A 13,273-nucleotide genomic window follows, 5' to 3' on the forward strand; every position below is an offset into this window, starting at 1 on the left:
TCATCATGAATACGAAAATCGTCGGCGCCTCCGCGCTGGCCATCGCCCTGGCCGTCGCCGGTGCCGCGCTGTACCCCCGTGCCGACTCGCATGCGGCCGATGCCGCCGCTTACCCGGCCACCAAGGTGGCGCTGGTGCCCGTCGTGCTGGGCACGCAAGAGCGCTTTTTTGCGGGCGTGGGCGAACTGGAAGCGGCGCGGCAAGTACAAGTGGCGGCCGAAACGGGCGGCCGGATCACGCACATCCGCTTCGAATCGGGCCAGAGCGTGGCGGCCGGCGCCGTGCTGGTACAGCTCAATGACGCCCAAGAACAGGCAATGCTGCTGCGCCAGCGTGCACAGCTGAAAAACGCGGAAAGCAGCCATGCGCGCACGCTGCAGATGGTCAAGGAAAAGGCGGCCACGCAGGAGCAGCTCGACACTGCCCTGGCCGCGCGCGACGCGGCCCTGGGCGACGTGCGCCAGACGGAAGCGCTGATCGCGCAAAAGACCATCCGCGCCCCGTTCGCGGGGCAGCTGGGCATCCGCAAGGTGCACGCGGGCCAGTACCTGAATGCGGCCGACACGGTGGCCAGCCTGATCGACACGAAGTCGCTGCTGGTGAACTTCGCCCTCGATGAACAGAGCAGCGCCAAGCTGGCGCCGGGCCAGGCCGTGCAAGTGCTGGTGGACGCGTATCCGGGCGACGTCTTTACGGCGAAGATCAACGCCATCGACCCGCTGATCGCCCGCTCGCGCATGGTGCAGGTACAGGCGGCGCTCTCCAATCCGCGCGGCGCCTTAAAAGCCGGCATGTACGCGAATGTGCGCGTGGCGCGCGAGGCGGGCCAGCAGCTGACGGTGCCGGAAACGGCCGTGACCTACAGCGCCTACGGCGACACGGTCTTTGTCGCGCAGCAGGAGGGCAAACAGCCGCTCACCGTCAAGCGCGTGGGCGTCAAACTGGGCGAGCGGGCAGGGGGCCGTGTCGCCATTATCGACGGCTTGCGCGAAGGGCAGCGCGTGGTCGCTTCGGGCCAGCTGAAACTGGCCGACGGCATGGCCGTGCAAGCCGTGGCCAATACCCTGGACGAGGCCAAGCGCGCCGCGCCCAAGGCCGGTTCCTAAGGAGCGCACACGATGAAATTTACCGATTTATTCGTGCGCCGCCCCGTGCTGGCGCTGGTGATCAGCACCCTGATTTTGATGCTGGGCGTGATCGCCATCCTGCAACTGCCGATACGCCAGTATCCGATGCTCGAATCATCGACCATCACGGTGAAAACCACGTATCCGGGCGCCTCGGCGGAACTGATGCAGGGTTTTGTCACGCAGCCGATCGCGCAAGCCGTGTCGTCCGTGGAAGGCATCGATTACCTGACCTCGTCGTCGGTGCAGGGCAGCAGCACCGTCACCGTGCGCATGGAACTGAACCGCGATTCCACGCAGGCGTTGACGGAAGTGATGGCCAAGGTCAACCAGGTGCGCTACAAGCTGCCCGAAGGTGCTTTTGACCCCGTCATCGAGCGCTCGGCCGGCGATTCCTCGGCCGTGGCCTACGTGGGCTTTGCCAGCGAGAGCGTCTCGGCGCCCGCGCTGACGGACTACCTGGCGCGCGTGGTGCAGCCGATGTTCGCCACCATCGACGGCGTGGCCAAGGTCGACGTGTATGGCGGCCAGCAGCTGGCCATGCGTTTGTGGATCGACCCGGCAAAATTAGCGGCGCGCGGCTTGACGGCGGCCGACGTGGCCGACGCCGTGCGGCGCAATAACTACCAGGCGGCACCGGGCAAGGTGAAGGGACAATTCGTCGTCTCCAACATCAGCGTCAACACGGATCTGACCAGCGTGGCCGAGTTCCGCGACATGGTCATCCGCAAGGGCGGCGATGACAGCGCGTCGCTCGTGCGCCTGAAGGACGTGGGCACGGTGGAACTGGGCGCGGCCGCCACGGAAACGAGCGGCATCATGGATGGCGTGCCGGCCGTGTACCTGGGCCTGTCGCCCACGCCGGGCGGCAACCCGCTGGTGATCGTCGACGGCATCAAGAAGCTGCTGCCCGAGATCCAGAAAACCCTGCCGCCCGGCGTGAAAGTGGAGCTGGCGTTCGAGACGGCGCGCTTCATCCAGTCATCCATCGACGAGGTGGCGCACACCCTGCTCGAAGCGCTGCTGATCGTCGTCATCGTCATCTACCTGTGCATGGGTTCCTTGCGCTCCGTGCTGATTCCCGTCGTGACGATTCCGCTGTCGATGCTGGGCGCGGCGGCGCTGATGCTGGCCTTCGGCTTCAGCATCAATCTGCTCACCCTGCTGGCGATGGTGCTGGCCGTGGGCCTGGTGGTCGACGACGCCATCGTCGTGGTGGAAAACGTGCACCGGCATATCGAGGAAGGCAAGACGCCCGTGGCCGCCGCGCTGGTCGGTGCGCGCGAAGTGGCCGGCCCCGTGATCGCCATGACGATCACGCTGGCGGCCGTGTATGCGCCCATCGGCATGATGGGGGGCCTCACGGGCGCGCTGTTCAAGGAATTCGCGCTGACCCTGGCCGGCGCCGTGGTGGTGTCGGGCGTGGTGGCATTGACCCTGTCTCCCGTGATGAGCTCCTTGCTGCTGCAGCCGAAACAATCGGAAGGGCGCATGGCGCGCGCCGCCGAGCATTTCTTCGAAGGTTTGACCAGCCGCTATGCGCGCCTGCTGGACCGTTCGCTGCACCACCGCTGGCTCAGTGCCGGTTTCGCCGCGCTGGTGATGGTGAGTCTGCCGTTTTTGTACCTGCTGCCGCAGCGAGAACTGGCGCCGGCGGAAGACCAGGCCAGCGTGCTGACGGCGATCAAGGCGCCGCAGCATGCCAACCTCGATTACGTCGAACGCTTTTCGTACAAGCTCGATGCCATCTACAAGCATATCCCCGAAACGCACTCGCGCTGGATCATCAACGGCGGCGAAGGTCCGGCATCGAGCATCGGCGGCATCAACCTGACTCCGTGGGCCGAACGCGCGCGCAACGCGGCCGTCATCCAGGCCGAATTGCAGCACGCCGTGGGCGACGTGGAAGGCACCAGCATCTTCGCCTTCCAGCTGGCGCCCTTGCCGGGATCGAGCGGCGGCTTGCCCGTGCAGATGGTCTTGCGCAGCGCGCAGGATTACGCCACCCTGTTCCGCACCATGGAAGACGTCAAGCAGCGCGCGCGCGATAGCGGCCTGTTTGCCGTCGTCGACAGCGATCTCGATTACAACAACCCCGTGGTGAAAGTGCGCGTGGACCGCTCGAAAGCGAACAGCCTGGGCATCCGCATGCAGGACATCGGCGAATCGCTGGCCGTGCTGGTGGGCGAAAATTATCTGAACCGCTTCGGCATGGATGGCCGCGCGTATGACGTCATCGCGCAAAGCCCGCGCGAACAGCGACTCACGGCGCAAGCCCTGACGCAGCAGTACGTGCGCGCCGACGACGGCAGCCTGCTGCCCCTGTCCGCCGTCGTCTCGGTGAGCGAACAGATCGAGCCGAACATGCTGACGCAGTTCAACCAGCAAAACGCGGCCACCTTCCAGGGCGTGCCGGCGCCCGGCGTGACCCTGGGCGACGCCGTCGCCTTCCTCGACGGCGTGGCGAAGACTTTGCCACCCGGCTTCAGCTACGACTGGCAGTCCGATGCGCGCCAGTTCGCCACGGAAGGCAATGCCCTGCTGCTGGCCTTCCTGGCGGCCGTCGTCGTCATCTACCTGGTGCTGGCGGCCCAGTACGAAAGCCTGACGGACCCGCTGATCATCCTGATCACGGTACCGCTGTCGATTTGCGGCGCCCTGATTCCGCTGGCGCTCGGCTATGCCACCGTCAACATCTACACGCAGATCGGCCTGGTGACCCTGATCGGCTTGATCAGCAAGCACGGCATCCTGATGGTGGAATTTGCCAACGAATTGCAGGTGCATGAACAGCTCGACCGCATCACGGCCATCCGCAAGGCGGCGCAGATCCGCCTGCGCCCGATCTTGATGACGACGGCCGCCATGGTGGTGGGCCTCGTGCCGCTGCTGTTCGCTTCCGGCGCGGGCGCCAACAGCCGCTTCGGCCTCGGTGTCGTGATCGTCTCGGGCATGTTGATCGGCACCTTCTTCACCCTGTTCGTGCTGCCCACCGTGTACACCTTTCTGGCCCGCCGCCACACGGCCGACCATGCCACGCCGCGCGCCCGCGACCTGTCGCAGGCGCTGAAGGAATCCGTATGAAAAATTACCGCTATCTTATTGCCCTTTTCCCCGTGCTGGCCGGCTGCGCCGTCAGCCCCGCCTACGTCACGCCGGGCACGCCCGCCATCACCCTGGCCAGCCCGCAGCAAGCGCAATTCGCAGCTGGCACGGGCGCCGTCAGCGAGGCCGCTTGGTGGACGTTTTTCGATGATGCACGGCTGTCGCAGCTGATCGCCAGCGCGCTCGAACACAACCTCGATATCGCCCAGGCGCAGGCCAACCTGCTGGCCGCGCGCGCCGTCTTCGACGAACGTCGGCTCGACGAACTGCCCACTGTCACGGGCCAGGCCGGCTGGCAGCGCACGGTGCAGCAAAACACGCCCGACAGCCGCACCGCCAGCGCCAGCACGCGCGTGGGATTCGACGCGCAATGGGAGATCGACCTGTTCGGCCGCCTGGCGCACATGAGCCGTTCGGCGCAGGCGCGCGCCGATGCGGCGCAGGCGGACTTGCGGCAAGTGCGGCTGACGATCGCCGCCGAGGTGGCGCGCAATTATTACGAAGCGCTGGGCTACCAGCAAAACCTGGCGCTGACGCAGGCGCAGGTGCAAAGCTGGCGCGACACGGTGGCATTGATCGACGCGCGCATCCGTGCCGGCAGCGGCTTGCCGGAAGAACGCCACAACGCACTGGCCAACCTGGCGCGCAGCGAGGCGGCATTGCCACCGTTGCAGGCGGGCCTGCGCCAGGCGCAGTACCGGCTCGATGTGCTGAGCGGCCAAGCGCCGGGCGCCATCGCCCTGGCGACCACACCGCGCCAGCAGGCGCCGCTGGCGGGCCAGCTGCCGCTCGGCGACGTGAATCAGTTGATCAAGCAGCGTCCCGACGTGGTGCGCGCCGAGCGCCTGCTGGCCGCGTCCAGCGAAGACGTGGGTGCCGCCACGGCCGACCTGTATCCGCGCCTGAGCCTCGGCGGCTTTCTGGGCTTCTTTGCCCTGCGCGGCAGCGGCGTATTCGATGGCGGCGCGCGCGCTTTCGAGGTGGCACCCTCCGTCAGCTATCCGGCCTTCCGCCTGGGCAGCGTCAGAGCGCGCTTGCGCGGCACGCAGGCCGAGGCGCAGGGCGCCCTGGCGCGCTATGCACAGACGCTGTTAGTCGCGCAGGAAGACGTGGAAAACGCCGTCACGCAGCTGGCGGAAAACCAGACGCGATTGGCCTCCCTGCTGGAATCGGCGCGCCACGGCAACGCGGCCCTCGGCATCGCCAGCACGCGCTATGCGGGCGGCGGTGGCAGCTATCAGGCGGTGCTGGAAAACCAGCGCGCCTTGTACGATATCCGGCGCGAAGCGCTGCTGGTGGAGACGGCGTCCTACATCGATGCGATTGCCCTGTACAAGGCGCTGGGATGGGGGCAAACTATGTAGCATTTTTCGATCAGGAGGAAATGCGATGTTCACGCAAGGCAGCTGGCTCAATCCACCGGAAAACTGGTCCGCCGACGCCGCGCAGCTGCGCGTGACGACGGATGCGAACACGGATTTCTGGCGCAAGACCTCGTATGGTTTTATCCGCGACAGCGGCCACTTTTTCGGTACGGAAATCGATGGCGATTTCACGGCGCAGCTGCACGTGGCGGCACAGTATTCCGCACTGTACGACCAGGCCGGCATGATGGTGCGCATCGACGAGCAACACTGGATCAAATGCGGCGTCGAATTTTCCGACGGCCAGCTGCTGTTGAGCACCGTGCTGACGGTGGATAAATCGGATTGGGCCGTCAGCATCGCGCCCGCCATGCCGGACGGTTTCTGGCTGCGCGTGACGGTGGAAAAGGGCGTCATCCGGGTGCAGTATTCGACCGATGGCAAGCTGTGGCCGCTGCTGCGCCTGGCGCCGTTTCCCGAGGCTGGCCACTACCGCGTGGGGCCCATGTGCTGCACGCCGGAACGCGGTGGCCTGGAAGTGGTTTTTTCGCAGTTTTCCACCGGTCCCGCGCTGCAAAAAGCGTTGCATGATTTAAGCTGATTTTCCAGCATAAAATCACGGCTGTTTATTCGTGCTGGTTGAGCGAGCGGTGCACGTCTTTCGACTCGTTGCGCCCCGGCCTGTCATCTGCCAGCTTGCCCGCTTCGCTGTGCGGCTGCTGGGCCACGCCCTTGACGTGGTCGCGGTGTTCCGGCTGTCCCAGGCCAGGCAGGTTTTCCTGCTCCACGGCATCGGGCGGGCTCTGTGGCGTAATCACATTGTTCGCCCAGTGGCCGCTGGCGACATTGCCGCTGGCGGGCTTGCCGCCGCCCTGGTTGGCATAGGCGTCGCCATCCGCTTGCGCGGCAGCGGTCTTGTCCATGCCGCTATTGCGGGCCTGGTCTGCGGGCTTCGAGGGGGTATCGTTCATCGCTCTTCTCCTGCCAATAGTCGATAAAATCCCATCTTGAACCGATAATTCCTACTGCGCATCCAGCGCACGGCTAGTCTTCCTGTAGGAAAATGCCGTGCGCGGTGCTGCTTTACGCGGCCGCCGGCGCCACCCATGTCTCGTGCAAATGGCGCCACAGCAGGGTGCCGCTGGCCGTTTTTTCATACACGACGGTGGACCAGCGCTCGGTGTTTTCCGCGCCGGGCAGCGACTGGAATTCGCGGTAGGACACGGTGGCGCCGGCCGCACTTTCCTGTATCAGAACGAGATCCGAAATGCGCATCTGCAAGCCAGGACGGCTGGCGCCTGCGGCGCGGAAAAACGCCGCCAGGCCCGCGCCATCGAGCTGCTTGCCACCGGGCGCCACCATCGTGAAATCAGGCGAAAAACGCGCGAGCAAATCAGCGCAATGTTCGGGTGCCGTGGCTGCGCCGGAAAGCCATGCGCGGATCAGCACATGCGTGGATAAAACGTCGTCAAAATAAAGATTTTTAGCATTCATTTTTTGCTTGCTCCATGGTGATGTAAAAGGTCGAGAACGGCGCGGTTGTCGATGCGCAGGCACAGCGCCAAAGGCAGCACGCACACGCTGGCGGCCAAGGCAAAGCACCAGTGAAACACCTGCGCCGCGCGCGCATGCAGGGCAGGGTCGTCCAGCGATGCGATACCGTGCGCGGCCAGCAAGCCATTGAGCAGTACGCTCAGCAGCGCCACGCCCAGGCAAAAGCCCAGCTGGCGGTTGATATTCCACACGGCGCTGGCCTGGCTCAGCTGCGCGTCCGGTGTGCGCAAAAACGCCGTGCTTTGCGCCGTGCTGCTGCACAAGCCGCCGCCAAAACCCATCACGGCATACGCGCCGGCCAGCCAGAATAATTGATCTGCGGAGTCCACCCGCAGCAGCATCAGCATGCCCGCCGCCTGCAGCAGGGCGCCCGCGATGAACAGCGGCTGCGGCCCCACGCGGCGGTAGCTTTTACCGGTGAGCGAAATGGCCGCAAACGAGGCCAGCGCCCACGGCAGCATCAAGGCGCCCGCCGTCGATGCCGGCATGCCCAGCACGCCCTGCAGATACAGCATGGCCAACAGGCTCACGCCCATGAAGACGCCCGGCACCAGCAGGTACATCAGCATGGCAATGCGCAGCAGCGGCTCGGCGGCCAGGCGCAGGTTGAGCAGCGGCGTCGACTTGCGCAGCGCGCCGCGCACGTAGGCCCACGCGCAGGCGGCGCCCAGCGCCAGCACGCCGGCGCCGGTCAGCAACTCGCCCGGCGTACCGAGCATGGTCAAGCCCAGCAGCAGCAGCAAAATCGCCGTGCTGCCCGCCAGCAGGCCGCCCACGTCGAGACGGGGCACGGCCGCGCGCGGCGGATCGGGACGCAGCCAGCAGGCGGCCAGCAGCAGCGCCAGCGCCGCGAACGGCACGTTCAGGTAGAAAATCGCCCGCCACGACAGGCTGTCGACGATCACGCCGCCCAGTGCGGGCGACAGCGCGGGCGCCAGCAAGCCCACCAGCATGATGACGGAGGACAGGCCGGGGCGCTCCGCAGGTTGATATAGCTGGTAGGTCATGCTTTGCCCCAGCGGAATGAGCAGGCCGCCACCGAGGCCCTGCACGCAGCGCCAGGCGATCAGCGCCTCGATCGAGGGGGCCAGACCGGCGCCGATGCTCGCGCATAAAAAAGTTAGCAACGATGCCATGAACACGGTTTTGCTGCCATAACAGGCAGCCAGCCAGGCGCTGGCCGGGATGACGATGGTCAGGCCGAGGATGTAGGCGGTGCTGATCCAGGCCAGCTGCGCCACCGAGGCGTGTAGGGCATGGCCGATGTCGGGGTAGGCGACGCTGGTGATGAACATGTTGATCAGGTCGACGAAAAACCCCAGCAGATAGATGGCCGCCACTTTTTTGCGATAGTCCATGGTGCTCCAAATGGCAAACGGCCAGCTTAAACGCCCATCGTCATTTGCGTAACAGGCCAGCGCCGATTACACTGTCAAACCCATTTTGACAAAGCCCCGCAACCCGCATCTCTTCTTATTTATGATCAGTCTTGACCGCCTGGGTATTTTCATTGCCATCGTCGACGCCGGCTCCCTGACGGCTGCCGCCGCCGTGCTGGGCCAGAGCAAGGCCGTCGTCAGTTTTAATTTGAAACAGCTGGAGGCGGAGCTGGGCGTGTCGCTGCTCACGCGCAGCACGCGCAGCCTGGCGCTGACGGACGTGGGGCGGCGCTTTTACGAGGATTGCCAGCGCGTGCTGAGCGAAGCGCATGGCGCCATCGAGACGGCGCGCCAGGGCCAGCAAGGCTTGCGCGGCACCCTGCGCCTGACCACCACCGTTGAATACGGCAGCCGCACGGTGATCCCCGCGCTGATCGCCTTTGCCGCCGCCCACCCGCAGCTGCAGATCCAGCATTCGTCGTCGTCGTCGCACGAAGATCTGATCTCGGGCCGCTATGACCTGGCCATCCGCATGGGTTCCCTCAACGATTCGAGTTACCGCGCCGCGCTGATCGAGCCGTACGCGATCTGGCCCGTCGCCTCGCCCGCCTACCTGGCCAGCCGGCCCGGCACGAAGATCGCCACCTTGGACGACTTGCAGCGCGCGCGCTGGCTGGCGCACAGCCGCCTGGCCTCGCCGCTGCGCTGGGACGTGCAGACACCCGACGGCCCCGCCGCCTTCGCCGTGCAGGATGACGCCGCCATCCATTCCGACTCCGCCTCGGCGCTGCTGGGCTTTGCCCTGGGCGGCTGCGGCGTGGCCCTGCTGCCGCAGTGGCTGGTGGAGGGGGAGGTGCGCGCGGGACGCCTGCGCCGCCTGCTGCCCGACGTCGTCTTCCCGGAACAGGGCGTGTATGCCGTGTATCCGAACACCCAGCATATTGCGGAAAAGGTGCGCGCCTTTATCGACTTTTTGCGCGCGTTCGTGGGCGCGCCCGACTGAGATTTCAATTCGTCAATATTTGATGAGGTCAACGATTTCCAAGGGGCAAACGGGCGCCCCTTTCGGTGTGCACGGCCTACACTGAAGGGACGTTGTTCATCGAATGGAGACCATCATGGCACATACATTGGCAGCAGTTTTCGCCGTGCGCGACATGGCCGAGCGCGCCCGGCACGACCTGATCACGGCGGGATTTCCCAGCGCCAACATCCGCCTGCACGATGCGGGCAGCGACGAATTTTCCGCCACGGAAAATATCCGCCGCGACGACAGCGACAGCCTGCTCGACAACATCAAGCATTTCTTCACGGACCTGTTCGGCAGCCACGCCGACCGCCACATCTATGCGGAAGCCGTGCGGCGCGGGCATATCGTGCTGACCCTGGAAGGAGCGAGCGACGCCGATATCCAGCGCGCCACCGACCTCGTCGAGCGCTACGCGCCGCTCGACATCGATGCACACGCCGAGCACTGGCGCGCCGGCGGCTGGCAAGGCGCGCCGCAAGACGACAGCGCGAGGCGCCAGGGCGCCAGCATGCAGTCCGGCGCGCCATCGCAGCAGGGCACGTCCGCCGGCAATATGAACGAGGCGCCAGGGTCGCAGCAGTTTGCCAGCGACATGGCGTCGCCGCCGCCGTCGTCCGGCGCGGGCGCCAACGTGCGCCGCTATCCCGGCGCCGATAACCTGCCCGGCACCAGCTACGACGACGAGCAGTACTACCGCAGCCACTGGAGCGCCACCTATGTCGCCACCGGCGCGCGCTTCGAGGACTACGATCCCGCCTACCGCTATGGCCATTCCATGGCCAACAGCGACAGCTACCGGGGCCGCCCATGGGACGAGGTGGAAGCGGACCTGCGTTCCACGTGGGAGCACACGTATCCCCAGTCGGCGTGGGACAACTTCAAGGCGGCCATCAAGCATGGCTGGGAACGCGTGACGTCCTGACGCGCTGAGGGGTTTGCGCCCCTCAGCGCCCCTCGTGCGTGAGCTTGAGGAAGTGGTTCAGGATGTGGAAGTGGTCTTCGAAGAATTGCTCTTCCATGGCCGGCAGCGACGCCACGGGCACCCACTGCGCCAGCGCCGCATCGTCGGCCGCCGTCACGGCCGGCAACTGGCGCGTCTTCAGGTCGAAATAATGCGCGTGCGTGATGGTGCGCCCGCGCTGGCTGCGGTCCGGGTGGTCGAACACGGCCACGCCCACCAGCGCCTCGACGAGGGTGGGCGCCAGCACGCCCAGCTGGGTTTCTTCCGCCAGCTCGCGCAGCGCTCCCTGCAACAGCCGTTCGCGCGGCTCCAGGAAGCCGCCCGGCAAGGCCCACAGGCCCTTGCCCGGATAGCCGCCACGGCGCACGAGCAGCACGTGGCCGCCCGTCTGCACCAGCGCGTCGACGGTCGTGAAGATGGGCGCATACGGCGCCACTTTCCAGCGCGCCTTGTAGGCCTCGATGGCGCGGTATTCCTGCACCAGCGGCGCGTACCACGGCAACAAGGTCCACGCTTTCAGATACTGGCCGATGGCCGGCGGCAGCAGCTGCGCCACGGCGCTCAGCGACACGTCGACGTCTTCCGCCTCGAACAGCACGTTGCGGATCGCCGTCGCGCCTATCGGTGCGCCAGGGTCGATCTCCAGATTGAGCAGCTGCCAGTGGGGGAAGTGGTGCAGGTAATAGCTGGTGGCGTCCTTGAAGCAGGCCACCAGGGCGATGCGCTGCGCCGTGGCCACGGCGCCCGCCACGGCGCGCCGCACGGCATCGGCCCACAGGCCATCGTCGTAGTAATCGCGCACGGCCACGTAATGCACGCGCGCGCGCTGATCCTCGGGCAAGGTGGCGGCGATCATGGCGGCCCGCTCCTGCCACGTAAACGGATTCTTCGGACTGCGCGCATGGAAGGCGGAACCGAGCACCACCACCACTTGCGCGGCCGTCGTCAGCGCCTTCTGCAGCAGGCCGGCATGGCCGTTATGAAAAGGCTGGAAACGGCCGATCAGGATGGCCGCGTCGGCGGAATAGGCGAGGGTCATGCGTCGTCTCCGGTGGGGTAGTGGGCCGCGATCGGCAATTGACGGCCGCTGCCAAAGGCGCGCGAACGCACGCGGATGATGGGCGCCGCCTGGCGCCGTTTGTACTCGTTGCGGGCGACCATGCCGAGGATGCGCGTCACGAGCGCGCGCCCCTCGTCCGTCTCGCGCAGCTGGTTGACCAGGGTCAGCGCCTGCGCGCTTTCTTGCGCCGGCAGGCGACGCCCTTCGATATGCCATTTGAGGATTTCATCGAGCACGGGATACGGCGGCAAGCTGTCGGTGTCGCGCTGGCCCGGCGCCAGTTCCGCCGACGGGGGTTTCTCCAGCACGGCGGCAGGAATCAGTTCGCGTCCGGCGCTGGCATTGATGTGGCGTGACAGGGCGAAGACCTCCGTTTTATACAGGTCGCCGATCAAGCCCAGTCCCCCATTCGTGTCGCCGTACAGGGTGCAGTAGCCGACCGAGATTTCGCTCTTGTTGCCGGTGGTGAGCAGCAGGGCGCCGAACGCGTTCGAGTATTCCATCAATATCGTGCCGCGCACCCTGGCCTGCAGGTTTTCCAGCGGCAGTCCTTGCAGCTTGCCGTCGAAGGCGGCCGCGTAGCCGGTTTCGTATTGCGCCACGATGTCGCGGATGGCATGCGTGTACAGGGCGATGCCGAGGTTGGCGCACAGGGCGACGGAATCGGTGACGGAGCCGGCGCTGGAAAAGACGGATGGCATGGTGATCGCCACCACGTTATCGGCACCGAGCGCCTCGACGGCCAGGGCCAGGGTCAGCGCCGAATCGATGCCGCCCGAGCAGCCGACGACGACTTGCGTAAAGCGGCAGCGGTGCGCATAGTCGCGCAGGCCCAGCACGATCTGGCGGCGCGCAAATTCGACGGCGGGGATGCCGTCCGGGTCCGGCACGGGAAACGCTGCGCCGTCCTTCTGCGCGAAACGCCCATCGGCAAAACGCAGCAATTGAAAATCCTCGACGAAGCGGGCCGCCTCGAATTGCACGCCGACGCCCGGCGAGATGGCGAACGAGGCGCCGTCGAACACGAGCTGGTCCTGGCCGCCCACCTGGTTGACGAACAGCAGGGGCAGGTTGACGCGCTGGCAGGCGGCGCCAAACACAGCGTGGCGCTGCGCGCGCTTGCCGATGTCGGACGGGCTGGCATTGATGCTGACGATGAGATCGGGCCGCGCCGCATGCAGGGCCTCGAACGGGTTGACAGCGTAGGCGCGGCCGTCGTCGTTCCAGCCATCCTCGCAAATCATGAAACCGACCTTGCAGTCGGCGATATCGAGGGTACAGGCGCCGGGCGGGCCCGGCTCGAAATGGCGGCCCTCGTCGAAGATGCCGTAGGTCGGCAGCAGCTGCTTGTAGTATTCGGCCACGATATGCCCGTCGCGGATGGCCAGCAAGGCGTTGTAGAGGGGCTTGCCGACGCCGGGGTTGGGCCGCGCCGTGCCGATGACGGTGACCAGCGCCGGCCAGCGCGTGGACGCTTGCAGCAGCTTGTTCAGCGCCTGCTGCAGGCCGCGCAGGAAGGCGGCATCTTCGAACAGGTCGCCCGGGTAGTACGCGCACAGCGACAGTTCGGGGCACACGAGCAAGTCGGCGCCATCGCTGCTGGCGCGGGCCATGCGCGCGGTGATGGCGGCGACATTGGCGTCGAAGTCGCCCACGGTGGGATTCATCTGGGCAAGGGCGATGGTCAGCATGG

Annotated in this window: 11 protein-coding genes; 6 read left to right on the top strand and 5 right to left on the bottom strand. The window is 66.1% G+C overall.

All coding sequences use genetic code 11. From position 1 onward, the window contains the following. The first annotated feature begins 5 nt into the window (after nucleotides 1–5). From JAB4_RS01320 to JAB4_RS01335, 4 genes are read left to right on the top strand one after another with little or no spacing between them, the layout of a single operon-like run. Nucleotides 6–1,106, top strand: coding sequence for an efflux RND transporter periplasmic adaptor subunit (locus tag JAB4_RS01320; RefSeq protein WP_070223299.1), 1,101 nt, complete (start codon nucleotides 6–8; stop codon nucleotides 1,104–1,106). Nucleotides 1,107–1,118: 12 nt separating this feature from the next. Continuing rightward, a complete protein-coding gene (locus JAB4_RS01325; protein ID WP_070223300.1) occupies nucleotides 1,119–4,211 on the top strand; it encodes a MexW/MexI family multidrug efflux RND transporter permease subunit in 3,093 nt (1,030 codons plus the stop codon). After that, nucleotides 4,208–5,596 (top strand): TolC family protein, encoded by a 1,389-nt coding sequence (locus JAB4_RS01330; protein WP_070223302.1) that lies wholly within the window; start codon nucleotides 4,208–4,210, stop codon nucleotides 5,594–5,596. The genes JAB4_RS01325 and JAB4_RS01330 overlap by 4 nt, the downstream gene beginning before the upstream one ends. A gap of 25 nt (nucleotides 5,597–5,621) precedes the next feature. Next, a complete protein-coding gene (locus tag JAB4_RS01335) occupies nucleotides 5,622–6,197 on the top strand; it encodes a DUF1349 domain-containing protein (RefSeq protein WP_070223304.1) in 576 nt (191 codons plus the stop codon). A 25-nt stretch (nucleotides 6,198–6,222) separates the two neighbouring features. Here JAB4_RS01335 and JAB4_RS01340 read toward each other — a convergent pair whose 3' ends face one another. The 3 genes from JAB4_RS01340 to JAB4_RS01350 form a co-directional block, all read right to left on the bottom strand. Further along, nucleotides 6,223–6,567 carry a hypothetical protein gene (locus tag JAB4_RS01340; RefSeq protein WP_070223306.1) on the bottom strand — a complete coding sequence of 115 codons (345 nt, stop codon included), beginning with the start codon at nucleotides 6,565–6,567 and terminating at the stop codon, nucleotides 6,223–6,225. 112 nt (nucleotides 6,568–6,679) lie between these two features. After that, the gene (locus JAB4_RS01345; protein WP_217495077.1) at nucleotides 6,680–6,988 is read right to left on the bottom strand and encodes a DUF4440 domain-containing protein; all 309 of its coding nucleotides are present in this window, start codon (nucleotides 6,986–6,988) and stop codon (nucleotides 6,680–6,682) included. 98 nt (nucleotides 6,989–7,086) lie between these two features. Next, entirely contained in the window at nucleotides 7,087–8,508 is a 1,422-nt protein-coding gene (locus JAB4_RS01350) for an MFS transporter (protein ID WP_070223310.1), read from the bottom strand. A gap of 121 nt (nucleotides 8,509–8,629) precedes the next feature. Between JAB4_RS01350 and JAB4_RS01355 the strand changes: the two genes are divergently transcribed. Beyond that, nucleotides 8,630–9,532 (top strand): LysR family transcriptional regulator, encoded by a 903-nt coding sequence (locus tag JAB4_RS01355; protein ID WP_070223312.1) that lies wholly within the window; start codon nucleotides 8,630–8,632, stop codon nucleotides 9,530–9,532. Between the two features lie 115 nt (nucleotides 9,533–9,647). Continuing rightward, on the top strand, nucleotides 9,648–10,481 hold the full coding sequence (locus JAB4_RS01360) for a hypothetical protein (RefSeq protein WP_139143764.1): 834 nt from the start codon (nucleotides 9,648–9,650) through the stop codon (nucleotides 10,479–10,481). A gap of 22 nt (nucleotides 10,482–10,503) precedes the next feature. On the opposite strand, the gene JAB4_RS01365 is transcribed toward JAB4_RS01360, so the two are convergent. Then, nucleotides 10,504–11,559, bottom strand: a complete 1,056-nt coding sequence (locus JAB4_RS01365) for a bifunctional nicotinamide-nucleotide adenylyltransferase/Nudix hydroxylase (RefSeq protein WP_070223316.1) — start codon at nucleotides 11,557–11,559, stop codon at nucleotides 10,504–10,506. After that, nucleotides 11,556–13,271, bottom strand: coding sequence for an NAD+ synthase (locus JAB4_RS01370; protein WP_070223318.1), 1,716 nt, complete (start codon nucleotides 13,269–13,271; stop codon nucleotides 11,556–11,558). The genes JAB4_RS01365 and JAB4_RS01370 overlap by 4 nt, the downstream gene beginning before the upstream one ends. Between the last annotated feature and the right edge of the window lie 2 nt (nucleotides 13,272–13,273).

This window comes from Janthinobacterium sp. HH102, assembly GCF_001758625.2.
Classification (GTDB): domain Bacteria; phylum Pseudomonadota; class Gammaproteobacteria; order Burkholderiales; family Burkholderiaceae_D; genus Janthinobacterium.

Bases quoted from the DNA above. Each gene is read 5' to 3' on its own strand.
- JAB4_RS01320 (WP_070223299.1), top strand. From the start codon at position 6: ATGAATACGAAAATCGTCGGCGCCTCCGCGCTGGCCATCGCCCTGGCC.
- JAB4_RS01325 (WP_070223300.1), top strand. From the start codon at position 1,119: ATGAAATTTACCGATTTATTCGTGCGCCGCCCCGTGCTGGCGCTGGTG.
- JAB4_RS01330 (WP_070223302.1), top strand. From the start codon at position 4,208: ATGAAAAATTACCGCTATCTTATTGCCCTTTTCCCCGTGCTGGCCGGC.
- JAB4_RS01335 (WP_070223304.1), top strand. From the start codon at position 5,622: ATGTTCACGCAAGGCAGCTGGCTCAATCCACCGGAAAACTGGTCCGCC.
- JAB4_RS01340 (WP_070223306.1), bottom strand. From the start codon at position 6,567: ATGAACGATACCCCCTCGAAGCCCGCAGACCAGGCCCGCAATAGCGGC.
- JAB4_RS01350 (WP_070223310.1), bottom strand. From the start codon at position 8,508: ATGGACTATCGCAAAAAAGTGGCGGCCATCTATCTGCTGGGGTTTTTC.
- JAB4_RS01355 (WP_070223312.1), top strand. From the start codon at position 8,630: ATGATCAGTCTTGACCGCCTGGGTATTTTCATTGCCATCGTCGACGCC.
- JAB4_RS01360 (WP_139143764.1), top strand. From the start codon at position 9,648: ATGGCACATACATTGGCAGCAGTTTTCGCCGTGCGCGACATGGCCGAG.
- JAB4_RS01365 (WP_070223316.1), bottom strand. From the start codon at position 11,559: ATGACCCTCGCCTATTCCGCCGACGCGGCCATCCTGATCGGCCGTTTC.
- JAB4_RS01370 (WP_070223318.1), bottom strand. From the start codon at position 13,271: ATGCTGACCATCGCCCTTGCCCAGATGAATCCCACCGTGGGCGACTTC.